Origin of the sequence: Yeosuana marina, from assembly GCF_011762485.1 — a bacterium.
GTDB lineage: Bacteria > Bacteroidota > Bacteroidia > Flavobacteriales > Flavobacteriaceae > Yeosuana > Yeosuana marina.
On record NZ_JAAKGI010000001.1, the window covers coordinates 280,929 to 303,353 of the forward strand.

Genomic DNA, 22,425 nt, shown 5'->3' on the forward strand with positions numbered 1-22,425 from the left:
ATGGAACCATTAGTCTCTATCATAACACCCATGTTTAATTCAGAGACGTATCTTTCTGAAACTGTAAACAGTGTTTTAAATCAAACGTATACAAATTGGGAATTGCTTTTAATAGACGATGGTTCTACAGATAGAACATTAGAAATAGCTCAGACACTTACCTCAAAATATTCAAATATTATTCTTTTTAAGAATGAAAAAAATTTAGGAGCAGCTCTATCTAGGAATAAGGGAATCTTAGAAGCCAAAGGTAGTTATATTGCGTTTTTAGATGCTGACGACTTGTGGAAACCAGAAAAATTAGAGAAACAGATTTCATTTATGACCGATGATAGGTGTGATGTATGTTTTTCAAGCTACGAGTTAATAGACGAAAAAGGGAATTCATTACACAAAACCGTGAAAGCACTTCCTGTTTTAACATATCACAAACTTTTAAAGAGTAATTATATTGGTAATTTAACAGGAATCTATAACGCTGAGGTTTTAGGCGAAATAACAACGCCTAACCTTCGTAAACGTCAAGATTGGTTGTTGTGGCTAGAAGCTATTAAAAGGTCCGGGAAACCCGCTAAAAGCCTTCTGAAATCGTTAGCATATTATCGAGTTCGAGAAGATTCTATGTCCTCAAATAAGTTTGATCTTTTAAAATACAACTATTGGGTGTATAAAAAAGGCTTAGGGTTTTCAACGGTGAAGTCTGTTTATCATCTTGTTCAATTTTTAATAGAACATTTTTTTATGAAATCGAAACAAACAGTTTCTACAAAAAACTCTTAAATTGTTGTAGTTTACCGCTTTTCGTTCGTTCAATTTGGTCAAGCTTTTCAAATTCCACAGAAAGTCCTTTTTCAAGATAGGTTTCTATATCTGTTAGAATGTGTTTTTTGTTTTCAGATGAAAGTGCTTTATCACTAGTATATTTAATTTTAAACTTACTTCGTGTATGTTGCTCGATAACGAATTCTTTGACGTTTCCATCGTCTTCAATAATGCTTTTGGTAATGTAGTAAAAGGTTAAACCCGCCGCTTTTTTTCCGCTAGGCAATTCGGCAATATCATTAGTGCGTCCAATAAGCTTTTCTAAAATTGGTTTTTTAGGGGTGCTTTTTTTTGAAAGCATCGCAATATCGCCCAAATCGTAGCGAATAAACGGATGTGATTTATTGTACAACGAGGTAATAACAACGCGACCTTCTTCTCCATAGGGTAAAATACAACCATCATCATCGAGTATTTCAACCAATAAATCTTCTGAATTGACAATCCATTCCTGGTGTTTGTTTTGAAAGGCTATCAATCCTAATTCGGCGGCACCATATTCATTAATTACAGGAATCCCTAATTGGGTTTCTAAAAGGGTTTTATCGGTTTCAAAAAGGATTTCAGAAGTCACAATGCAGTATTTTAACGACGGACAAACATGTTTTAAAATAACATGTTCGTTTTTTAAAAATTTAGCAAATTGAACAATTGCACTCGTATAACCATTTATATAATCGAAGGACGTTGTCTTAAACTTGTCGAGGTTTTTTTGAAGTTGCTTATCGCTTAAATCAAACACCGAAAAGCGAAACCGATTTCCCAAAGCATCTTTAATACGTTCTTTGTAATAGCCTTTTTTATGTAATGGAATACCATAAAATCGCGCTTGTTTAGAGGTGTTTAAATCAATATCCAGCCAACTAAATCGGTCTTGAAAAACAGCCCAAGTTAAAGCATGACAAAATTTATCTTTTGCAAAAATAAAAGGGTCGCCAGAAGAGCCCGAGGTTTTATGAATATGCACATTTTTAATATGAAAACCTTCTGAAAGCCGATGGTTTAAAGGTTGTTGCAAATGCCGTTTCGTCATCACGGGAATACGATTCCAGTCTTTAGGATTCGCGTTTTTTGCAAAGGATTTATAAAACGAATTATGCTCTAGATGATGGTTTACAATCTCCTCTTTTTTCTGATTAATGTAGGTTTCAAAATCGGTCTCATCAATATTTTGAATGGATGTTAACGCCTTTCGAGCCTCTTTTATAGGAAATCCGTTAAGTTTTAAAGAAAGATCAAACAATTTCAAAATAATGTGTATTTTTTGTAAAGTAAATAAAAATTATTCGTGAATTAGGGTCATTAATTTTATTTTTGCCATTCAAAAGAAAAACATAATACAATGAACATTCTAATTCTTGGTTCCGGCGGAAGAGAACACACATTTGCCTGGAAAATTGCACAAAGCCCTTTATGCGACAACCTGTTTGTTGCTCCTGGAAATTCAGGAACATCTAATATTGCAACGAATGTCAATATTAGTGTTACAGACTTTAAAGCGATTAAAGAATTAGTCTTAGAAAAAGAGATTACCATGGTGGTTGTTGGGCCCGAAGACCCATTGGTTCTGGGTGTTCACGATTTCTTTTTAAATGATGACGATTTAAAGCGTGTGGCTGTTATCGGGCCACAAAAAAAGGCTGCGGAATTAGAGGGTAGTAAAGAATTTGCTAAAGAGTTTTTATATCGTCACAATATTCCAACAGCAGCTTATGAAAGTTTCACAAAAGAAACGGTTGAAAAAGGCTATGCATTTTTAGAAACTTTGAATTCCCCATACGTGTTGAAAGCCGATGGTTTAGCTGCAGGAAAAGGTGTGGTGATTCTGAATGATTTAGAAGAAGCCAAAGCGGAATTAAAAAGCATGTTAGTGGATGCGAAATTTGGACAAGCAAGTACGAAAGTGGTGATTGAAGAATTTTTAGATGGTATCGAACTAAGCTGCTTTGTGTTAACCGATGGCGAACATTACAAAATATTACCAACTGCCAAAGATTACAAGCGTATTGGTGAAGGTGATACAGGATTAAATACTGGTGGTATGGGAGCTGTGTCTCCAGTACCGTTTGCAACGGATGAATTTCTTAATAAAATTGAAGAACGTATAGTAAAACCAACCATTAAAGGGTTTAAAAAAGATAATTTACCATATGTGGGATTTGTGTTTATTGGATTGATTAAAGTGGGAGACGACCCTAAAGTGATTGAGTATAACGTTCGAATGGGAGACCCAGAAACCGAAGTGGTGTTGCCAAGACTAAAAAACGATTTTGTAGACATTCTGAAGGCTATGGCTAACGGAACTCTTGATAAAATAAACATTGAAATTGACGAGCGTGCGGCAACAACCATTATGTTGGTGTCTGGCGGTTATCCTGAAACCTACGAAAAAGGAAAAGAAATTACTGGTATAGAAAACGTTGTGGATTCTATTCCGTTTCATGCGGGGGCAACTATTAACAATGGAAAGGTTGTAACGTCTGGCGGACGTGTTATGGCAATTACATCTTACGGAAACACGTACCAAGAGGCCATAAAAAAATCTTACCAAAGTATAGAAAAACTACAGTTTGATAAGATGTATTATCGTAAGGATATCGGTTTCGATTTATAAATTTGAAAGACTGCTTAGCTTCTTAATTGGCTATTCGTTACCAAATTTTTTCAGTTGTAGCATCCAATAGGTAAATGCAGCACATCCAATTAATATGAATATCCAAGACATAAAATTTGCAGCCCACCAGCTATCAAGTTCTAATGATCTTAGAGCATCAAAAGGAGCAAACAATACATTTACAAACAAATCTTGTATAGCATAAAAGAAATCTTTCATAGTTTATTTTTTTAATATCTCAAGTTACTTTTAATTGATAAAATAGATATTTCAAGAACTATTTTATTCAAATTGAGTTTCAATGTTAGTATATTTACGGAGCAAAAATACAAAAAGAGTTAATGATTACAAGTATTTTTAGTAAATCTAAACCAATAAATTTTGTCATTGTTTTTTTTATCATGATGGTAGCTTTTACCAAGGCTAATATCATGTTATTTAAAGAGTTAATGTCAATCACAACTTTTTTTGAACAAACAGGGTTGTTTTTTTTATGTTGTTTTATCATTCTTGCGTTTAATTTTATTGTTAGTAAAAACAGTCTAACTAATAATAATCATTACCAAATTCTATTATTTGGGTTGTTCTTTCTCATGATTCCACAAACTACAATAGGTGAGAATATTCTTTTTTCTAATATTTTTGTTTTATTAGGTTTAAGAAGAACCTTAAGTTTAAGAACACCAAACCAGAATAAAAGTAAATTATTTGATGCAGCTATTTGGTTTGCCATTGCCGCCTTATTTTACTTTTGGGCCATTTTATTTTTCGTGTTAATCTTTAGTGCGCTACTTTTATATACAGATAACAGAATAAAAAACTGGATTATTCCTTTTGCAGGTTTAGCTACTGTTTTTATCATAGCAACGAGCGTTTCTATTATTCTTTATGATGATTTTTTTAAGGTTTTTCATTTTACGACCGGAGTTAGTTATAATTATACTAATTATGACACAGCACAATTTTTAATTGCTATTACTATATTATTGTCGTTTGGTATATGGGCATCTTTTTTTTATGTGAAGATTTCTAACAATAAGAAAAAAGCGTTAAGACCTTCTTTTAAACTGATTTTTATTGTCCTAATAATTGCGTTTGTTGTAACGATTTTAGCACCTCAAAAAGATGGCAGTGAGTTTTTATTTTTATTTGCGCCGCTATCTATAGTGATAACAAATTATATTGAAAATATAGAAGAAAAATGGTTTAAAGAAGGCTTTTTAATTCTATTAATTGTGGCTTCTTTAGTGTTATTAGTGCTGTAATTTATCACCAAAAGACAAATCACCTGCATCTCCAAGACCAGGCACTATATATCCTTTTTCATTAAGGGTTTCATCTATAGCAGCTATCCATAAATGCGTATGTTTATCGAAGTATTCTTCTACGTAATCAACGCCTTCCTGAGCGCCTATTGTACTTACCAAATGAATGTCTTTAGGGGTTCCAAAAGGTTTTAACGCTTCAAAAGCAGTTACCATAGATCTGCCAGTGGCTAACATGGGGTCTGCCAAAATAAGAGTTTTGTTTTTTAAATCTGGGCACGCTAAATATTCCACAATAATTTCAAAGTTATCGGACGAGTCAGGGTGATGTCTGTATGCCGATATAAAGGCATTTTCGGCCATATCAAAATAATTAAGCAATCCATTATGAAGCGGAATACCGGCTCTTAAAATGGAGCAAAGCACAATATCATTATCAATAACACGCATTCGACAGTCGCTTAAAGGCGTGGTTATAACAGATGTTTTGTAATGTAATGACTTACTTAATTCATACCCTAAGACTTCTCCAATACGTTCTATATTTCTTCTAAAGCGCATTTGATCTTTTTGAATAGTAACGTCTCTAATTTCTGAAATAAAGGTATTTAAGACTGAATTTTGTTGCGATAAGTTATGAATATGCATGAATAGATACGTGTTTTTTTTGAATAGTAAAGTTAACTAAATTGAAGTATATATGTGTTTATACATTGTATTTTTTAAAAAAGTTGAACGTAAAACAAGAGGTTTGGTTTTTATAAGTTTCTTATATAATTTGTGTAATTTTACGTCTTTAAAATATATACATCATGTTTACAACTAAAGCGAATGCTATTTTTCAGGACGTTATTAATCAATATCACATTATTAACACCGTTGACCAACCTTTTACAAACAAGTATGACGAAAGTGATTTATTAGAACATTTATTATATAGAAAATGTTGGATAGACACGGTTCAGTGGCATTATGAAGATATTATTCGCGACCCGAAAATAGACCCCGTTGAAGCCTTAACTTTAAAGCGAAAAATTGATGCATCTAATCAAGATAGAACCGATATGGTGGAGTATATTGATAGTTATTTTTTGAATAAATATAAAGACGTTACAGTCAAAGAGGGAGCAACGATTAATACAGAAAGCCCTGCTTGGGGAGTTGATAGATTATCAATATTAGCTTTAAAAATATACCATATGAATGAAGAAGCAACACGTACAGATGCTTCTGATGCGCATAGGGAAGCTTGTCAAACTAAGCTAGATATATTATTAGAGCAACGTGTAGATTTATCAACGGCTATTGACACGTTATTATCTGATATTGAAAAAGGAGACAAATACATGAAAGTGTACAAGCAAATGAAAATGTATAATGACGATGAACTAAATCCAGTTTTGCGTTCTCAAAAATAGTAGCCTGTCATCCTAAATTCGCACACGGAGCATATCGACGTGTTGTTCTGTATGTCATGCTTTAAATTTCTATGTCTAAACCCAACCACATACTCGTTATTAGATTGTCAGCTATGGGAGATGTGGCGATGACAGTTCCTGTATTAAGAGCTTTAGGTGTAGGCTATCCAAACCTAAAAATTACAGTACTTACAAGAGAATTGTATAGCCCCTTTTTTAGGGATTTACCCAATGTATCTATGTTCCCTGCTCGTGTAAATAAGGAGCATAAAGGCATTTTAGGATTGTATAAATTAGCAAAACAATTAAAGGCTAAAAAGATTGATGTGATTGCCGATTTGCATAATGTGTTGCGGACAAATATTTTAAAACGGCTACTGTCAAGCTATAAGTTTGTTCAAATAGATAAAGGTCGAGCCGAAAAAAAGGCACTAACGTCAGGGAACATATTCAAACCACTTAAAACAACACATCAGCGATATGCTAAGGTGTTTGAACAATTGGGCTTTCCTGTTGATTTATCAAACCCGACGTTTCCCAAAAAAGCAACGCTGAGTTCTAAACTTCAAGATGCAGTCAATCCTAAACTAAAAATTATTGGTATTGCTCCGTTTGCTGCGCATGAAGGAAAAATGTATCCTTTAGATGCTATGAAGCGTGTTATCGAAACTCTTTCTCAAGAGTATCAAATTCTATTATTTGGTGGTGGCGAAAAGGAGATAAATAGTTTGACGGAGTTTGAAAAAACCTTTAAAAATGTTAAAAATATAGCCGGAAACTATTCACTTGAAGAACAATTAGACATCATTTCAAATTTAGATGTCATGCTTTCCATGGATTCAGGAAATGCCCATATAGCCGCTATGTTAGGTGTGAAGGTTGTTACAATTTGGGGCGTTACCCATCCTTTTGCTGGGTTTGCACCCTTTAATCAACCTGAAGATTATGCATTACTGTCTGACAGAACAAAATTCCCAAAAATACCAACATCGGTTTACGGAAACAAATACCCCGAAGGGTATCAAAAGGCTTCAGGAAGTATTGCGCCAGAAACGGTTGTAGACAAAATAAAATCTATTATTTAAATTTAAAAGAAGAATCTTTTAAACATCATCATAATCAATTACTATTTTTGATGTTGTAGGTTGCGCTTGACAAGTTAATATTAAACCTTCAGCCACTTCGCTTTCGGTTAAAATATTGTTTTGTCGCATGGTTGCTTCGCCTTCTTTTATCCGTGCTAAACAACTACTACAAATACCACCCTGACAAGAATAAGGCGCATCAATATCCTCGTCTAATGCCGCTTCAAGAATGGTTTGTTTTTGAGACATTTCAAAGGTTGTTTCTTCATCATCAACAATAACGGTTATTTCGGTTTTTCCACTTTCAATAGTAGTTTCGTCTTCTATTTCAACAGATTTCGCCGCTTTAAAAAGTTCAAAATGAATTCTGTTTTCATCAATTCCGTTGCTGGTTAACACGTCTTTTACCATATGAATCATGGCTTCTGGTCCACAAAGGTAAAAAGCGTCTACCTCAACATGTTTGTGCTTGTTTTTCATCACATAATTAACCGTACTTTTTTCAATACGTCCAAAAATAGAATTGTCTTCATCAGCTTGACTAAAAACAAACTGAATGGAAAAGCGATCTTTGTATTGATGTTGAAGGTCTAAAAGTTCATTTAAAAACATGGTATCACCCGTTGTTTTGTTTCCATAAACTAAAATAACCTTGCTATGAACTTCTTCTTCTAACGCACATTTTATAATACTTAAAACAGGCGTAATACCGCTACCAGCAGCAAAAGCAGCAATATTTTTGGTTTTAGAATCGTTTGGCGTAAACACAAAACGGCCTTTTGGTGGGGCTACTTCTAAGACATCGCCAACTTTTAATTGGGTATTGGCATAGGCCGAAAATGTACCATCGGTTACTTCTTTAATGGCTATTTTAAGGGTTTTACTTTTAGGAGAAGAGCATATGGAATAATCACGCCTTAATTCATGACCTTCAATGGTCTTTTTTAAGGTGATGTATTGACCAGCTTGAAAAGAAAAAGCAGCGGTTAAATTTTCGGGAACATTAAAAGTAATGCTAATTGATTTACTGGTTTCTCTATGTATTTCTTGTATTGAAAGTTTATGAAATGAAGACATTGGTTTTTTTTTTACAAAAATAGTAAAGCAGGAATACTTTAATAACTATTAAATAATAAAATTAATACATAAAATTCTTATGTATAAGAAAATATGTATATATTTGAGTATGGGAAATTCTAATTTATACAAAGGCAGTTTAACCACTATAATTCTTAAACTACTTGAAGAACATGATAAAATGTACGGTTACGAGATTACCCAAAAAGTAAAAGAACTAACTCAAGGCGAACTTAAAATAACCGAAGGTGCATTGTATCCATCGCTTCATAAACTGGAGGCTGATGGACTGTTAGACGTTGAGGTTGCTAAAGTGGATAATAGATTACGAAAGTATTATAAGCTGACAGAACAAGGAACTAAGGAAACGGTTAGCAAACTAGCTGAACTTGAAAATTATATTAAAACCATGCAAAACTTAGTAAACCCTAAATTAATTCTTGAATAATGCGAAAGCTTTCTAAAGAAGACATACAATTTATAGATCAATATCTTATTAAAAGCGATGTTAAGTTTTGGGATGTTAGAACCGAATTACTAGATCATATTATTTTAGCTGTTGAAGATAAAATAAACAATAAAAATATAACTTTTAACGAAGCCTTATTAGAGGTTCATGAAGGTTTTGGCAATAAACTAGGTCATTTTAAATCTCCATCATTCGAACAAAAATTATACTATAGTAATAAAGGATTTACAAAGTTTATCTTACAAAGACAAAAGGAAACAAGAAGAAAATATAGAAAACAATACAAGGAAACCTTTTGGGCGTTTCTGATGTCTAAAACATTCTTATTGGAGTTTGCGGTCATTATTATAACTGTATTCACAATCTTTAACTATAATCAAAAAGTAGCCTTTATAGTCGCTATATGTTATATGTATCTGCCAGAGTTTTTAAAACTAGGATATTTAGTTTTTGAAAAATCTAGTAGAAAATCATTGAATGTTCAAATAGCTGTTATCGGATTCAATGTATTTTTATTAATAAACTTTTCGTTCATTCAAGGTTTTAACATCTATTTTGAAGAGGTAATCCAAAAACCGTACGTTTTTCTAATCATTTTTTGTTTGGCGGTGTTTCCTTTATTAAGACAAAGTTTGAATATATTTAAATTAGCACTTAAAAAATCCAAAGAACGATACAAATTATTAACCTCATGAAAGTCAATCAAGAGCAAATAGAAGACCTTTATACTTTTACAAGAAAGCATTTTGTAGAATGGTATGACGTGCAAACCGAGCTAGTTGATCATTTGGCTAATGGTATTGAAGAGCAATGGGAACAAACACCTCATTTAAGTTTTGAAGAAGCCTTAAAAATTGAATTTAAAAAATTTGGCGTTTTTGGTTTTTCTGAAATTGTAGAGAAGAAAACAAACGCTTTAGAAAAATATTATAGAAAAGAAGCTTGGAAACTTTTAAAGGAGTACTTTAAATTACCAAAAATAATAGCAACTTCTTTTAGTATTTGGATGTTATTTAAAATACTTCAACTGTTTAATAATAAGGAATATATTGTCGTTTTTCTTATGATTGGGGTTGCCTGTGTTTATTTTTTTTACATATTAAAAGAATTAAAACGAATAAAGAAAATTAACAAACAGACAGGAAAAAAATGGCTGTTTGAAAATGTTATAGCACAATTAGGAGGACTTATTCATTTCTTGAATATAGGGATCTATATGCCTCTTATAAATTTTGACAGACAATGGGACACCTTAGCGCTGTTATCTTTCTCTACATGTTTTGTTGTATATATTTTATTATTGTTTGTGTCTATTAAAGTCGTTACGCCAAGGCTAAAGGAAAAATTATCAAAAGAACATCCAGAATATAAACTTTTATAAAATCTGTAACATTTAGCAATAAAATCTTACTTATACCATATATTTACATTAACTATTAAATTAAAAAACAATGAAAAAAATCGTATTAGCATGTTTGTTTATGATTGCTGTTGCAACTCAAGTTAAAGCTCAAGACAATTCAGAATTTAAAAACGAAACCATAGAGTTTATAAAAATTACAGGAGCTACATCCGCTTTTGATAACGCTATTGCTCAAATTGGTGCGATGGTGCCAGACGATAAGAAGGAGGCTTATACCAAAGAAGCAAATGGAACTTTAGATGGATTGTATAGTAAGATGGCAGACTTGTATATGGCAGAATTCACACAAGACGAAATAAAAGAATTGGTTGCCTTTTATAACACAGATTTAGGAAAAAAATTAGCTTCAAAACAAACAACGCTTGCTCAAAAAGCCATGATGTTTGGTCAGTCTTGGGGTATGGAAGTGCAAACAATTGCTCAAAAATACAACTAGTAATTACCTTTAAAAGAGGCTGTCTAAAAAGTCTATTTTTGGTCATTGCGAGGAACGAAGCAATCTGTAAATTATTAGTGCGTTATCAACAGATTACTTCACTTTGTTCGTAATGACGATGTTTATCTAATTTTCAGACAGCCTTTATTTTTATTTATCTAGGTCTAATTTAAAATTATGATTAAACGTTTTTTAAGTTTAGAGTGGAAACAGTTTTCAAGAGCCTCGTATTTTCAAAAAGGAATTGCTATAAAAATACTGCTCTTTTTTGCCACCATCTATTTTGGAGGAGCTGCCATTTTTCTGGGTATTGGAGTGTTTTTTATATTGAAAGAAGTGCTGCCTGATGTGGATCCAATAATTACAATTAATAACTTTTTAATCTATTGGTTTTTATTCGACTTGGTTATTAGGTTTTTCATGCAGCAATTACCAGTTATGAATATAAAACCGTTAATGACTATTCCTATCAAACGAAAAACTGTTATTCATTATTTATTAGGAAAGACAGCCATCTCATTCTTTAATTTTTTACCACTATTTATCTTTTTACCTTTTAGCATTGTACTGTTAGCGCATGGGTATCCCGTTGTTAATGTGCTGTGTTGGTTTGTATCGGTAATGATTTTAACCTTTTGTGTTAATTTTACCAATTTTTTAATTAATAAAAACAACACTTTTTTCTATGTTATTGTTGGTGTTCTGGCTGTTTTTATAGGATTGGAAGTCTATCAAATTTTTAAAATTTCCGAGCCGATAGGTGTTGCTTTTAATGCGTTATATAATCAGCCTTATTTTGTTGTAATCCCCATAGCATTATTGATTGCTTTATATCGTATCAATTTTAATGATATAAGAAACGGATTTTACTTAGATGGAACTATTTCAAAAAAAGTAGAAAAAGTTGATACAGCCGATTTGTCTTGGTTAGACCGTTTTGGAAGTGTTGCCGTATTTCTTAAAAACGATTTACGTTTAATTTGGCGTAATGCACGTCCTAAGCAAGTGCTCATGATGTCGTTTCTCTTTTTGTTTTATGGATTGGTGTTTTATACGCAACCAACCTATCAAAAAATGCCGGCCTTTTTAGCTTTTGCATCTATGTTTGTTACCGGCGGGTTTTTAATGACCTTTGGGCAATTAGTTCCGTCGTGGGATAGCGAGTATTATAAACTTCTTATGAGCCAGAATATCCCCTACAGAAAATACCTAGAGTCAAAATGGTATTTAATGGTTGTAGCTGTGGGTATATCGTTTATTTTAAGTACGCCTTATCTCTATTTTGGATGGAAAATATTTGGAATGATAGCGGCTGGAGCCTTATTTAATATTGGTTTGAATTCGTTTATTACCTTATTTGGAGGGGCCTTAAATAGAGTTCCGATAGAGCTTAATGTTAAAGCAAAAGCGTTTAGCAATACCAATGGTTTTAACCCTACTCAAATGCTTATTGCATTACCTAAATTAGGACTTCCTATGTTGTTGTTTTATATTCCTTATAAATTGGTAAATTTTGAAGTCGGTCTTATCGTGTTGGCCTTAAGTGGTGTTTTAGGAATTGTCTTTAAAAACTTCTTTTTAAGCCAGATTGAAAACCTCTATCAAAAAGGGAAATACAAAACAGTCGTAGCATTTGCCGAAAAAAAATAAACAATAGTAAAAATTCATAAAAGTTATGATTATAACATCAAATCTTTCAAAAAAATATAACGATAATCTGGTTTTAAGTATCGAATCTCTTGAAATTCCTAAAGGACAAAGCTTTGGTCTGGTTGGCAATAACGGTGCTGGAAAAACAACCTATTTTAGTTTATTATTAGATTTAATTCAGCCAACAACAGGATTTATAAAAAATAATGAAGTGTTGGTTAATGAGAGTGAAGACTGGAAACCCTTTACATCCTCTTTTATAGATGAAAGTTTTTTAATAGGCTACTTAACTGCTGAAGAATATTTTTATTTTATTGGTGAATTACGTAACCAAAATAAAGCAGATGTTGATGCATTAGTAGCACAATTTGAAGACTTTTTTCATGGTGAAATTTTAAATCAGAAAAAATACTTGCGCGACTTGAGTAAAGGAAATCAAAAAAAGGCGGGAATCGTAGGGGCGTTAATAGGCAACCCAGAGGTTATTGTTTTAGACGAACCGTTTGCTAATTTAGACCCAACAACACAAATTAGATTAAAACAAATCATTAAAGATTTAGCTGAAAAAAAAGGCGTAACGGTGCTTATTTCAAGTCATGATTTAATGCACGTCACCGATGTTTGCGAACGTATTGTTGTTCTTGAAAAAGGAGAGGTAATTAAAGACCTTGCTACAAGTGCAGCTACTTTAAAAGAGTTGGAAGCTCATTTTGCGGGTTAGTACTTCATCCAAAAGTCATTTCATTTTATAGGTTAATCAAAAAAGATGTTTATTTTTACCTACTTGCATAATATATGTAAGACTTTATAGTTATTTATTAGATAAAATAAAGAGGTATTGAAAGCATCTTTAAAAGTAATAGTAGTTGTAGTTTTTTCTTTAGTATTGATTACAAGTTGTTCACGAAAAAAGGACAAGTTTATCAATAGGAATTTCCATGCCGTAACAGCAGAATACAATACACTTTATAATGGTTATTTAGCTTTAGAACAAGGCAGAAAAAGTCTTAATGACGATTACAAGGATAACTATTGGGATCTTTTGCCCATTGAACGAATGCAGATACGCGAAGAGATTATGCTTCCCGGGCAATCCAAAAACGAAAATTTTAACCGAGCTGAAGAAAAAGCCGTTAAAGCTATTCAACAACACAGCATGAATATTGAGGGTAAAGAAAAAAACCCTCAAATTGATGAAGCTTATTTGTTATTGGGAAAGTCAAGATATTTTGACCAGCGTTTTGTGCCCGCTTTAGAAGCTTTTAACTACATTCTTTATAAATATCCTGCAAGCGATAAGATTAACCAGGCTAAAATTTGGAGAGAGAAAACCAATATCAGACTTGATAATGACGAACTAGCTATTAAAAACTTAAAGCGTCTTTTAGAGCAAGAAGAATTAAACAATCAAGATTTAGCTGATGCGACTTCTATGTTAGCACAAGCTTATTTAAATACAAAATCGGTTGATAGTGCGATTACGCAATTAGAAATAGCCTCAAATAATACTAAAAGTAACGAGGAACGCGGCAGGTATCGTTTTATTCAAGGGCAATTGTATAATATTTTAGGTAAAAAAGATAGTGCTAATATAGCTTTTGATGATGTTATTGAGCTAAACAGAAAAACACCAAGAATTTATTTAATCAGCGCTCAATTAGAAAAAGTTAAGAATTTTGATTACGAACACGGCGATAAAATAGCCTGTTTGGAACACTTAACTAAACTAGCTGAAAATAGAGAAAACAGGCCATTTCTTGATAAAATATACCACCAAATTGGTGAATTTCATTTAAACAATAATTCAGAACGATTAGCTGTAGAAAATTATAACAAATCATTACGGGCAGCGTCAACAGATAAAGAATTAAAAGCAAGGAATTATCAAATACTTGGCGATATCAATTTTAAAAATTCGGTTTATAAACAAGCAGGTGCCTATTATGATAGCACGATGACTAATTTAAAGCTTAACTCGAAACCATATCGCATTATTAAACGAAAACGAGACAACCTTGAAGATGTAATTTATTACGAAGAGATAGCTCAAGTTAACGATAGTATTTTACGATTGGTACATTTACCAGACGATAAAAGAATTATCTTTTTTGACTCTATTATTGACAAACTTAAAACCAAAGCCGAAGAAGAAAAAGAAAAGCAAGAAGTAGCAGAACGTAACAATGGTTTAAAAACCGTTAATAATAACATATCTGGTATAAACGCCTCACCTTCACGTGGTGGTTTACCAATGCAAGCCGCTACATTTTATTTTTACAATCCAACAACGGTTGCTTTTGGAAAAAATGAATTTATAAAAACCTGGGGCAATAGACCTTTAGAAGATAATTGGAGATGGTCTAGCAAAGGAAAATCAAATAACAGCGCAACTATTTTAAATAATGAAGTGTTAGCTGATGCAACTCAAGATGAGTTGTTTGATCCTCAATATTATATTTCTAAAATCCCTTCAGACACAAAAGTAATTGATAGTATATCCAAAGAACGTAATTATGCATACTACCAATTAGGATTGATTTACAAAGAAAAGTTTAAGGAATTTGAATTGGCTAAAAGCAAATTTGAAGCAGTGCTTGATAGCAATCCAGAAGAACGACTCGTTCTGCCTTCAAAATACAATTTATATAAAATTTATACGCAGTTAGGACAAACAGATGAAGCATCTATAGCAAAAAATGATATTATTTCTAGCTTCCCAAATTCTAGATATGCAACCATATTAAAAAATCCGGAGTTAGCAACACAAAAAGATGATAATAGTCCAGAAAGTATTTATGAAAGCATTTATGAATTACATGAAAACCAACAATACACAGAGGTTATCTCTAAATGCGATAACTATATAAATACATTTGATGGCGACCCCATTGTTCCTAAATTTGAATTATTAAAAGCCACCGCAACTGGACGTTTATTCGGTTTTGAACCCTATAGTAAAGCGATTAATTATATAGCAGTTACCTATGCAAATACAGAAGAAGGAAAGCAAGCTCAAGCTATTGAAACAAACACGCTTCCTAAAATACAAAGCAAAGAATTTGTGTTTGATGACACTATAGCAAATAATTACAATGTAGTGTATCAATTTGATGCTGCTGATGCTTCTAACATAGCAAGTTTTCAAGAAATGTTGGATGAGGTTTTAAAAACCATTAAGTATTATGATTTAACAACATCTGTTGATGTGTATAATACAAACACTACCTTTGTAATCGTGCATGGGTTAAAAAACAAAGTGGTTGCAAAAACGTTTAATCAATTATTAACCAAAGAAGATATAAAGAAAATAAATAAAACATATTTTGTAATATCGTCACCTAATTATCAAACGATACAAATTCACAAAAATCTAGATGCTTATTTAAGTATTGACAATAATTAAATTAATAATAGAATGTTTACGGATAACAAAAAAATTAAAAAAATGGAAGAAGTTACATCAAGCCAAAATATTATTTCTCAAGGAACTAAAATGGTTGGAGACTTTAATAGCGAAGGCGATTTTAGAATAGACGGAACTGTTGAAGGTAATATAAAAACCACAGGAAAAGTTGTAGTAGGAAAATCGGGTTTTGTAAAAGGATCTTTAGAAGGAACAGATGCTCATTTTGAAGGAAAGTTTTCTGGAAAGTTAACCTTATCAGGAACACTAACATTAAAAAGCACAGCCTTTATTGAAGGCGAAGTTGTTGTTGGGAAACTATCAGTAGAGCCAGGAGCAACCTTCAACGTAACCTGTGTTATGAAAGGCACTGTGAAAGAAATGAATAAAAGTGGAGAACAACAAGGACAAAAAACCGGGAAAACAGCTTAAAAACGTTGCCGTACTGTCTGGTATTGCTATACAAATGGGTGTTACCATCTATTTGTTTGTAATTTTAGGCAAGTGGTTAGATACAAAATTTAATTACGGTGATAAGCTATTTCTTATCATTATGACACTTTTAGGAGTCGCCATTTCGTTATATGCCGTTATTAAGCAAGTCAATAGAATAAAATATTAATGAGTAATCCTTTTACACGTTTTACTATCAAAGCAACTACTGTTTTAGCAGTTGCTTTTTGTATTCATATAGCACTATTAAAGAGTTTTCAAATGCCGTTATTTGAAAACAAAATAGTATTATCCTATGTAGTAAACTTAGTCTTGGTTGTTCTTATTTTTGGATTTTTATATGTTTCTAAAAAAAAGTTTAAAGATCAATTAGGATTTTTATTTATCGCAGGAAGCGCGCTAAAATTTGGAGTCTTTTTTGTTGTTTTTTATCCGTTATTTAAACTCGACGGACAGATTTCTAAATTAGAGTTTGCCTCATTTTTTGTACCGTATGGATTAGGCCTTGTTTTAGAAACATTTAGCCTCGTTAAATGGCTAAATAAGTTAGATTAAAAGATACGTTATATCTATCAAATCAAACGTTATAAATAAAATAAAAATTTATTTTTGTTTTTGAGATAAAAACCTACCTTTGCAGCAATTTTTAAGCCACTATTAGTTAGAGTAATATGCGTATAAAATCATATTTAAAACCAATTACATTATTACTGTTTTTATTAACCTTTATGTCGTACGGACAAGAAGGTCATTCAGAAGACCACTTACTTGAAGGGTCAAAAGCTGATAAAGAGACAGAAATGAAAGAATATATTCTACATCATTTAAAAGATTCTTATGATTTTGGTTTGTATTCTTACGATACAGATAACGGCGAAACTAAATATGTAGGCTTTCCTTTGCCAGTAATTCTTTGGGATGGCGGTTTAAAATTATTTATGTCATCTAAATTCCATCATGGAGAAGAAGTAGCTGAAGTTGGAGGTGATTATTATAAAGTGTATCATGCAAAAATTTATAAAGTAGATGGTCCTAAAGGAACGATTAACTTAGATGAACACCATCATGCCACTAATGCAAAACCATTAGATTTCTCTATTACCAAAAACGTTGCGCTGATTTTCATGGTATTTGTTATTTTGTTTTTTATGTTTAAAGGCATGGCGCAATCTTACAAAAAGAACAATAATTTACCTATGGGAATAGGCCGTATATTAGAGCCTATTGTTCTATATGTTAGAGATGAAATTGCGATACCAAACATTGGTGAAAAACATTATAAAAAGTACATGAGTTATTTGTTAACGGTATTTTTCTTTGTTTGGATAGTTAACCTATTTGGTTTAACGCCTATCGGGATGAACGTTACTAATAACATTGCTGTAACCTTATGTTTAGCATTGATTACTTATATTATTACCACATTTTCAGGAAATAAAAATTATTGGAAACATATTTTTTGGATGCCAGGAGTTCCTGTCCCAATGAAAATTATATTAGCACCTATTGAATTGTTAGGAACGTTTATTAAACCATTTGCGTTGATGATTCGTTTGTATGCCAACATTACGGCAGGACATATTGTATTAATGAGCATCATAGGGATGATGTTTATTTTTAATAATTGGATAGGGAGTTCATTATCATTTGTATTAGCGTTTGTTTTGGCAATATTAGAGTTATTAGTTGCCGTGTTACAAGCTTATATTTTTACAGTGCTTTCGGCTTTATACTTTGGTATGGCTGTTGAAGAACATCATGATGAAGCACACTAGTTTATAAAAATTTTATTATTCCTATGAAGATGGGAATCTAAATTGAATGTTTAATTTTTAATTATATATATATTATGGGAAATATTCCTGAAATTGTAGGAGCAGGTTTAATCGTAATAGGAGCTGGAATTGGAATCGGAAGAATCGGTGGTTCTGCTATGGAAGCTATTGCACGTCAACCAGAAGCTACTGGAAAAATTCAAACCGCTATGCTTATCGCAGCAGCGTTGATTGAAGGTATTGCCTTTGCAGCTTTATTTGCAAAGTAAAACACACTAAAGAGTAGCTATAACGGTTGGTTATAGCTGCTTTTTTTAAATTAAACAGAAGTTGTTTTAGAAATATAATTTATTATGGAAGAATTATTTGGAGGATTTTCTTTAGGGTTGTTTGTTTGGCAGGCAATACTTTTTATAGCACTTATTTTATTGCTTAAAAAATTTGCATGGAAACCCATTTTAGATTCAGTTAACGATAGAGAAGAAGGGATTAAGAACGCCTTAGAATCTGCTGAAAAAGCAAAATTAGAAATGCAAAACCTTCAAGCAGATAATCAAAAACTGTTAAAGGAAGCAAGAGCAGAACGCGAATCTATGTTGAAGGATGCTAGAGATATGAAAAACAAGATGATTGAAGATGCGAAGGATGAAGCTAACGAAGCAGCAGGTAAACTTATTTCTCAAGCACAAGCATCTATTGAAGCAGAAAAGAAAGCAGCAATTGCCGAATTAAAATCACAAGTAGCTAGCTTATCAATTGAAATAGCAGAAAAAGTAGTTCGTGCAGAATTATCTAATAAAGACAAACAAGAAAAGTTAGTGGAGTCTATGTTAGGTGACGCTAAATTAAACTAATTATAAATGGCAGGAGCAAGAGCAGCAATACGTTACGCAAAGGCACTATTAAGTTTGGCAACTGACCAGAAAAAGGCAGATGCTGTTAATAATGACATGAAGTTAATGGCCAATACAATTGCTGAAAACACAGAGTTAAGCAACATGCTTAACAATTCAGTAATAAAATCTGAAACAAAAAAAGCAGCTCTATTAGCTGTGTTTCCTAAGCTTAATTCAATTAGTGCAGGTTTGTTTGATGTATTGATTTCTAACAAAAGAATGACTATTTTAAACGATATCGTATTACAATACAGTATTTTGTTTGATGCTTTTAATGGTAAAGAAATCGCAAAAGTAACAACAGCGGTTCCTATGACAAAAGAGTTGGAAGCCAAAGTACTTACAAAAGTAAAAACGCTTACAAATAAAGAGGTGTCCCTCGAAAATATAGTAGATGAAAGCATTTTAGGAGGTTTCATCTTAAGAGTTGGAGACAAGCAATACAATGCAAGTATATCCAATAACCTTAACAAATTAAAAAGAGAATTTACATTAAACTAAAAATAAGATGGCAGAAGTAAAACCAGCTGAAGTATCAGCAATCTTAAAACAACAACTTGCGGGGTTTGAAGCATCAGCTTCATTAGACGAAGTAGGAACAGTGTTAACTGTTGGTGACGGTATTGTACGCGCTTACGGACTTTCAAATGTTCAATACGGTGAGTTAGTTGAATTTGAAGGAGGTTTAGAAGGGATTGTACTTAACCTTGAAGAAGATAACGTAGGGATTGTATTGTTAGGGGCTTCAATAGGTGTTAAAGAAGGATCTGTTGTAAAGCGTACAAAACGTATTGCTTCTATAAATGTCGGAGAAGGGATTGTAGGACGTGTTGTAGATACACTAGGAAGTCCTATTGACGGGAAAGGACCTATCTCTGGTAAAACATACGAATTGCCTTTAGAGCGTAAAGCACCAGGGGTTATTTTTCGTGAGCCAGTAACAGAACCATTACAAACAGGTATCAAATCAATTGATGCGATGATTCCTATTGGACGTGGACAACGTGAGTTGGTTATTGGTGACCGTCAGACTGGTAAAACGGCTGTATGTATAGATACCATCTTAAATCAAAAAGAATTTTATGATGCAGGTGAACCTGTATATTGTATATATGTAGCTATAGGTCAAAAAGCATCAACAGTGGCTTTAATTGCTAAAACTTTAGAAGATAAGGGAGCCTTAGCCTATACAACTATTGTTGCTGCAAATGCATCTGATCCTGCTCCTATGCAAGTATATGCTCCTTTTGCTGGTGCAGCAATTGGGGAGTACTTTAGAGATACTGGTCGTCCAGCATTAATCATTTATGATGATTTATCTAAACAAGCCGTAGCGTATCGTGAGGTATCTTTATTATTACGTCGTCCACCAGGGCGTGAGGCGTATCCTGGAGACGTTTTCTACTTACACTCAAGATTATTAGAGCGTTCTGCAAAAGTGATTAATGATGATGATATTGCTAAAGACATGAATGACCTTCCTGAGGCTTTAAGACCTATGGTAAAAGGAGGCGGTTCGTTAACAGCCTTACCAATTATTGAAACACAAGCAGGGGACGTTTCGGCATATATTCCAACAAACGTAATTTCTATTACAGACGGACAGATTTTCTTGGATGGAGATTTATTCAACTCTGGAGTACGTCCAGCAATTAACGTAGGTATCTCGGTATCTCGTGTTGGTGGTAATGCTCAGATTAAATCTATGAAAAAAGTGGCTGGTACGTTGAAATTGGACCAAGCTCAATATCGTGAATTAGAAGCGTTTGCTAAATTTGGTTCAGACTTAGATGCGGTTACGTTGAATGTAATTGAAAAAGGAAAACGTAACGTTGAGATATTAAAACAAGCACAAAACGATCCATTTAAAGTTGAAGACCAAATTGCTATTATTTATGCAGGGACTAAAAACTTATTAAGAGATGTGCCTGTTGAAAAAATTAAAGAATTTGAAAGAGATTATTTAGAATTCTTAAGAGCAAAACATGCCGATGTACTTAGTACATTAAAAGCGGGTAAATTAACTGATGAAGTTACAGATACTTTAACAGCAGTAGTTAAGGATTTATCAGGAAAATATAGAGCATAATTATTAGATTTTAGTGTTGAGTAGTGACTAAAAACCTCACTACTGAATACTCAATACTAACACTAACAGATGGCAAATTTAAAAGAAATACGTAACAGAATAGCATCGGTATCTTCAACGATGCAGATTACCAGTGCCATGAAAATGGTATCGGCTGCAAAGTTAAAAAAGGCGCAAGATGCTGTTACAGCAATGCGTCCTTATGCTGATAAGTTAACGGAGCTTTTACAAAGTTTAAGCGCAACGTTAGATGCTGATTCTGGAAGCAAATATTCAATCCAACGAGACGTAAATAATGTATTAATTGTTTCTATAACATCTAATAGAGGATTGTGCGGTGCTTTTAATTCAAACATTATAAAGCAAACACAGCAATTAATTGATACGAAATATGCTGGTAAAAAAGTATCTGTTTTTGCAATTGGCAAAAAAGCTAATGATGCTTTTACTAAGAAAAAAATGGTTGTTGCAAATGAAAGCCATGTTTTTGACGATTTAACATTTGAAAATGTTGCTGCTATTGCTGAAACATTAATGGAAAAGTTTGTGGCTGGAGAGTTTGATAAAATTGATATTGTTTATAACAGTTTTAAAAATGCGGCAACACAGATAATAACAACTGAACAGTTTTTACCAATAGTTCCAGCCGAGGGACAAGCTAATACGAATACAGATTATATTTTTGAACCTTCAAAAGTAGAAATTGTTAAAGAATTAATTCCAAAGTCATTAAAAACGCAATTATACAAAGGTGTTAGAGATTCGTTTGCAAGTGAACATGGTGCTCGTATGACCGCTATGCATAAAGCAACCGATAATGCAACAGAGCTTAGAGATCAATTGAAATTAACATATAACAAAGCACGTCAAGCAGCTATTACTAATGAAATCCTTGAGATTGTTGGTGGTGCTGAAGCATTGAATAATTAATTTTGTCGCCCTAAGCGTAGTCGAAGGGTTTATATAACATCAAGCCTCACTTATTTGTGAGGCTTTTTTTATGGCATTAAAATTGAAAGTGTATCTTTAAATTTTAATAATTGATTTATGAATTATTTAAAAAAAACAGGAACTTTTATCGGACTAGTTTTGTTACTTATAACCACCTATCAATGTGCTAGTGCTAAAAAAATTAAAACAAAACTACCTTTGGAGCTAGGTCAGGTGTATTACCAATGGACCCCAGGTGATGACAGCAGAGGCTCTGAAAAAAGTCTATATATACCTGTTATTTCAAACGAAAATGCGATTATTCTAGACAGTGTTTACTTTCAAGGTCAAGTTGCTAAAATTGAACGGATTACTGAGTCATTATTCTTAGGGCGCTTTAAAACTAATACTAGCCAAAAACCCGATTTAATTATGAGTAGCAATCCTCATGAAGAGTATGGGAATACCTTTCAAAAGCCAAAACAAGCAGACGATATCCCCTTTGAATTAAATAACACGCAATGCGTTATTAGTTATAAAGAAGGTAACAAAACCAGTTACTTTATGATTGAAGGAGTTATAAAAAAGTAATTCCTTGCCAATCAAATTTCATTACATAA

Annotated in this window: 26 protein-coding genes; 22 read left to right on the forward strand and 4 right to left on the reverse strand. The window is 32.7% G+C overall.

What is annotated here, in order from left to right; genetic code table 11:
- Nucleotides 1-780 carry a glycosyltransferase family 2 protein gene (locus G5V56_RS01155; protein ID WP_166960019.1) on the forward strand — a complete coding sequence of 260 codons (780 nt, stop codon included), beginning with the start codon at nt 1-3 and terminating at the stop codon, nt 778-780.
- Here G5V56_RS01155 and G5V56_RS01160 read toward each other — a convergent pair.
- Nucleotides 764-2,071, reverse strand: a complete 1,308-nt coding sequence (locus G5V56_RS01160; protein WP_166960021.1) for a phenylacetate--CoA ligase family protein — start codon at nt 2,069-2,071, stop codon at nt 764-766. The two genes, G5V56_RS01155 and G5V56_RS01160, sit on opposite strands and share 17 nt — an antisense overlap.
- A 93-nt stretch (nt 2,072-2,164) precedes the next feature.
- Here G5V56_RS01160 and purD point away from each other — a divergent pair, with 93 nt between their 5' ends.
- Complete coding sequence (purD, locus tag G5V56_RS01165; protein WP_166960025.1) at nt 2,165-3,436, forward strand: phosphoribosylamine--glycine ligase; 1,272 nt, start codon at nt 2,165-2,167, stop codon at nt 3,434-3,436.
- 30 nt (nt 3,437-3,466) lie between these two features.
- Here purD and G5V56_RS01170 read toward each other — a convergent pair whose 3' ends face one another.
- Nucleotides 3,467-3,655 carry a DUF6341 family protein gene (locus tag G5V56_RS01170; RefSeq protein ID WP_166960028.1) on the reverse strand — a complete coding sequence of 63 codons (189 nt, stop codon included), beginning with the start codon at nt 3,653-3,655 and terminating at the stop codon, nt 3,467-3,469.
- A gap of 122 nt (nt 3,656-3,777) precedes the next feature.
- On the opposite strand from G5V56_RS01170, the gene G5V56_RS01175 reads away from it, so the two are divergent.
- Entirely contained in the window at nt 3,778-4,701 is a 924-nt protein-coding gene (locus tag G5V56_RS01175) for a DUF6427 family protein (protein WP_166960031.1), read from the forward strand.
- Here G5V56_RS01175 and upp read toward each other — a convergent pair.
- Nucleotides 4,690-5,349: a uracil phosphoribosyltransferase gene (gene upp, locus G5V56_RS01180; RefSeq protein ID WP_166960034.1), complete on the reverse strand. Its 660-nt coding sequence runs from the start codon at nt 5,347-5,349 to the stop codon at nt 4,690-4,692. The genes G5V56_RS01175 and upp overlap by 12 nt on opposite strands.
- A gap of 164 nt (nt 5,350-5,513) precedes the next feature.
- Here upp and G5V56_RS01185 point away from each other — a divergent pair, with 164 nt between their 5' ends.
- A complete protein-coding gene (locus G5V56_RS01185; protein WP_166960037.1) occupies nt 5,514-6,119 on the forward strand; it encodes a DUF4254 domain-containing protein in 606 nt (201 codons plus the stop codon).
- A 71-nt stretch (nt 6,120-6,190) separates the two neighbouring features.
- Nucleotides 6,191-7,204, forward strand: coding sequence for a glycosyltransferase family 9 protein (locus G5V56_RS01190; RefSeq protein ID WP_240911189.1), 1,014 nt, complete (start codon nt 6,191-6,193; stop codon nt 7,202-7,204).
- 18 nt (nt 7,205-7,222) lie between these two features.
- Here the strand turns inward: G5V56_RS01190 and G5V56_RS01195 are convergent, their stop codons facing one another.
- Nucleotides 7,223-8,281 carry a ferredoxin--NADP reductase gene (locus tag G5V56_RS01195; RefSeq protein ID WP_166960040.1) on the reverse strand — a complete coding sequence of 353 codons (1,059 nt, stop codon included), beginning with the start codon at nt 8,279-8,281 and terminating at the stop codon, nt 7,223-7,225.
- 109 nt (nt 8,282-8,390) lie between these two features.
- Between G5V56_RS01195 and G5V56_RS01200 the strand changes: the two genes are divergently transcribed.
- The 17 genes from G5V56_RS01200 (at nt 8,391) to G5V56_RS01280 (ending at nt 22,396) form a co-directional block, all read left to right on the forward strand.
- On the forward strand, nt 8,391-8,729 hold the full coding sequence (locus G5V56_RS01200) for a PadR family transcriptional regulator (protein WP_166960043.1): 339 nt from the start codon (nt 8,391-8,393) through the stop codon (nt 8,727-8,729).
- Entirely contained in the window at nt 8,729-9,445 is a 717-nt protein-coding gene (locus G5V56_RS01205; protein WP_166960046.1) for a hypothetical protein, read from the forward strand. The genes G5V56_RS01200 and G5V56_RS01205 overlap by 1 nt, the downstream gene beginning before the upstream one ends.
- Nucleotides 9,442-10,131, forward strand: a complete 690-nt coding sequence (locus G5V56_RS01210; protein ID WP_166960049.1) for a hypothetical protein — start codon at nt 9,442-9,444, stop codon at nt 10,129-10,131. Before G5V56_RS01205 ends, G5V56_RS01210 begins: the two co-directional genes overlap by 4 nt.
- Before the next feature lie 70 nt (nt 10,132-10,201).
- On the forward strand, nt 10,202-10,609 hold the full coding sequence (locus G5V56_RS01215) for a DUF2059 domain-containing protein (protein WP_166960052.1): 408 nt from the start codon (nt 10,202-10,204) through the stop codon (nt 10,607-10,609).
- 177 nt (nt 10,610-10,786) lie between these two features.
- Nucleotides 10,787-12,259 carry a DUF5687 family protein gene (locus G5V56_RS01220; RefSeq protein WP_166960055.1) on the forward strand — a complete coding sequence of 491 codons (1,473 nt, stop codon included), beginning with the start codon at nt 10,787-10,789 and terminating at the stop codon, nt 12,257-12,259.
- A 25-nt stretch (nt 12,260-12,284) separates the two neighbouring features.
- Complete coding sequence (locus G5V56_RS01225; protein ID WP_206285854.1) at nt 12,285-12,980, forward strand: ABC transporter ATP-binding protein; 696 nt, start codon at nt 12,285-12,287, stop codon at nt 12,978-12,980.
- Nucleotides 12,981-13,097: 117 nt separating this feature from the next.
- Nucleotides 13,098-15,662 (forward strand): type IX secretion system periplasmic lipoprotein PorW/SprE, encoded by a 2,565-nt coding sequence (porW, locus tag G5V56_RS01230; protein WP_166960058.1) that lies wholly within the window; start codon nt 13,098-13,100, stop codon nt 15,660-15,662.
- Nucleotides 15,663-15,674: 12 nt separating this feature from the next.
- Nucleotides 15,675-16,094: a bactofilin family protein gene (locus G5V56_RS01235; RefSeq protein ID WP_166960061.1), complete on the forward strand. Its 420-nt coding sequence runs from the start codon at nt 15,675-15,677 to the stop codon at nt 16,092-16,094.
- Nucleotides 16,054-16,284 (forward strand): AtpZ/AtpI family protein, encoded by a 231-nt coding sequence (locus G5V56_RS01240; protein WP_240911191.1) that lies wholly within the window; start codon nt 16,054-16,056, stop codon nt 16,282-16,284. Before G5V56_RS01235 ends, G5V56_RS01240 begins: the two co-directional genes overlap by 41 nt.
- Nucleotides 16,284-16,670: a hypothetical protein gene (locus G5V56_RS01245; protein ID WP_166960064.1), complete on the forward strand. Its 387-nt coding sequence runs from the start codon at nt 16,284-16,286 to the stop codon at nt 16,668-16,670. Before G5V56_RS01240 ends, G5V56_RS01245 begins: the two co-directional genes overlap by 1 nt.
- A gap of 116 nt (nt 16,671-16,786) precedes the next feature.
- Nucleotides 16,787-17,890, forward strand: coding sequence for a F0F1 ATP synthase subunit A (gene atpB, locus G5V56_RS01250; RefSeq protein ID WP_166960067.1), 1,104 nt, complete (start codon nt 16,787-16,789; stop codon nt 17,888-17,890).
- A gap of 74 nt (nt 17,891-17,964) precedes the next feature.
- Nucleotides 17,965-18,159, forward strand: a complete 195-nt coding sequence (gene atpE / locus G5V56_RS01255) for an ATP synthase F0 subunit C (protein WP_166960070.1) — start codon at nt 17,965-17,967, stop codon at nt 18,157-18,159.
- An 84-nt stretch (nt 18,160-18,243) separates the two neighbouring features.
- Nucleotides 18,244-18,744: a F0F1 ATP synthase subunit B gene (locus tag G5V56_RS01260; protein ID WP_166960073.1), complete on the forward strand. Its 501-nt coding sequence runs from the start codon at nt 18,244-18,246 to the stop codon at nt 18,742-18,744.
- A 6-nt stretch (nt 18,745-18,750) separates the two neighbouring features.
- Nucleotides 18,751-19,287 (forward strand): ATP synthase F1 subunit delta, encoded by a 537-nt coding sequence (gene atpH / locus G5V56_RS01265; RefSeq protein WP_166960076.1) that lies wholly within the window; start codon nt 18,751-18,753, stop codon nt 19,285-19,287.
- Nucleotides 19,288-19,294: 7 nt separating this feature from the next.
- On the forward strand, nt 19,295-20,875 hold the full coding sequence (gene atpA, locus G5V56_RS01270; protein ID WP_166960079.1) for a F0F1 ATP synthase subunit alpha: 1,581 nt from the start codon (nt 19,295-19,297) through the stop codon (nt 20,873-20,875).
- Between the two features lie 69 nt (nt 20,876-20,944).
- On the forward strand, nt 20,945-21,805 hold the full coding sequence (gene atpG / locus G5V56_RS01275) for an ATP synthase F1 subunit gamma (RefSeq protein WP_166960082.1): 861 nt from the start codon (nt 20,945-20,947) through the stop codon (nt 21,803-21,805).
- Nucleotides 21,806-21,922: 117 nt separating this feature from the next.
- Complete coding sequence (locus G5V56_RS01280; protein ID WP_166960085.1) at nt 21,923-22,396, forward strand: hypothetical protein; 474 nt, start codon at nt 21,923-21,925, stop codon at nt 22,394-22,396.
- The last annotated feature ends 29 nt before the right edge of the window (nt 22,397-22,425 follow it).

Bases quoted from the DNA above. Each gene is read 5' to 3' on its own strand.
- G5V56_RS01155 (WP_166960019.1), top strand. From the start codon at position 1: ATGGAACCATTAGTCTCTATCATAACACCCATGTTTAATTCAGAGACG.
- purD (WP_166960025.1), top strand. From the start codon at position 2,165: ATGAACATTCTAATTCTTGGTTCCGGCGGAAGAGAACACACATTTGCC.
- G5V56_RS01170 (WP_166960028.1), bottom strand. From the start codon at position 3,655: ATGAAAGATTTCTTTTATGCTATACAAGATTTGTTTGTAAATGTATTG.
- G5V56_RS01175 (WP_166960031.1), top strand. From the start codon at position 3,778: ATGATTACAAGTATTTTTAGTAAATCTAAACCAATAAATTTTGTCATT.
- upp (WP_166960034.1), bottom strand. From the start codon at position 5,349: ATGCATATTCATAACTTATCGCAACAAAATTCAGTCTTAAATACCTTT.
- G5V56_RS01185 (WP_166960037.1), top strand. From the start codon at position 5,514: ATGTTTACAACTAAAGCGAATGCTATTTTTCAGGACGTTATTAATCAA.
- G5V56_RS01190 (WP_240911189.1), top strand. From the start codon at position 6,191: ATGTCTAAACCCAACCACATACTCGTTATTAGATTGTCAGCTATGGGA.
- G5V56_RS01195 (WP_166960040.1), bottom strand. From the start codon at position 8,281: ATGTCTTCATTTCATAAACTTTCAATACAAGAAATACATAGAGAAACC.
- G5V56_RS01200 (WP_166960043.1), top strand. From the start codon at position 8,391: ATGGGAAATTCTAATTTATACAAAGGCAGTTTAACCACTATAATTCTT.
- G5V56_RS01205 (WP_166960046.1), top strand. From the start codon at position 8,729: ATGCGAAAGCTTTCTAAAGAAGACATACAATTTATAGATCAATATCTT.
- G5V56_RS01210 (WP_166960049.1), top strand. From the start codon at position 9,442: ATGAAAGTCAATCAAGAGCAAATAGAAGACCTTTATACTTTTACAAGA.
- G5V56_RS01215 (WP_166960052.1), top strand. From the start codon at position 10,202: ATGAAAAAAATCGTATTAGCATGTTTGTTTATGATTGCTGTTGCAACT.
- G5V56_RS01220 (WP_166960055.1), top strand. From the start codon at position 10,787: ATGATTAAACGTTTTTTAAGTTTAGAGTGGAAACAGTTTTCAAGAGCC.
- G5V56_RS01225 (WP_206285854.1), top strand. From the start codon at position 12,285: ATGATTATAACATCAAATCTTTCAAAAAAATATAACGATAATCTGGTT.
- G5V56_RS01235 (WP_166960061.1), top strand. From the start codon at position 15,675: ATGTTTACGGATAACAAAAAAATTAAAAAAATGGAAGAAGTTACATCA.
- G5V56_RS01245 (WP_166960064.1), top strand. From the start codon at position 16,284: ATGAGTAATCCTTTTACACGTTTTACTATCAAAGCAACTACTGTTTTA.
- atpB (WP_166960067.1), top strand. From the start codon at position 16,787: ATGCGTATAAAATCATATTTAAAACCAATTACATTATTACTGTTTTTA.
- atpE (WP_166960070.1), top strand. From the start codon at position 17,965: ATGGGAAATATTCCTGAAATTGTAGGAGCAGGTTTAATCGTAATAGGA.
- G5V56_RS01260 (WP_166960073.1), top strand. From the start codon at position 18,244: ATGGAAGAATTATTTGGAGGATTTTCTTTAGGGTTGTTTGTTTGGCAG.
- atpH (WP_166960076.1), top strand. From the start codon at position 18,751: ATGGCAGGAGCAAGAGCAGCAATACGTTACGCAAAGGCACTATTAAGT.
- atpA (WP_166960079.1), top strand. From the start codon at position 19,295: ATGGCAGAAGTAAAACCAGCTGAAGTATCAGCAATCTTAAAACAACAA.
- atpG (WP_166960082.1), top strand. From the start codon at position 20,945: ATGGCAAATTTAAAAGAAATACGTAACAGAATAGCATCGGTATCTTCA.
- G5V56_RS01280 (WP_166960085.1), top strand. From the start codon at position 21,923: ATGAATTATTTAAAAAAAACAGGAACTTTTATCGGACTAGTTTTGTTA.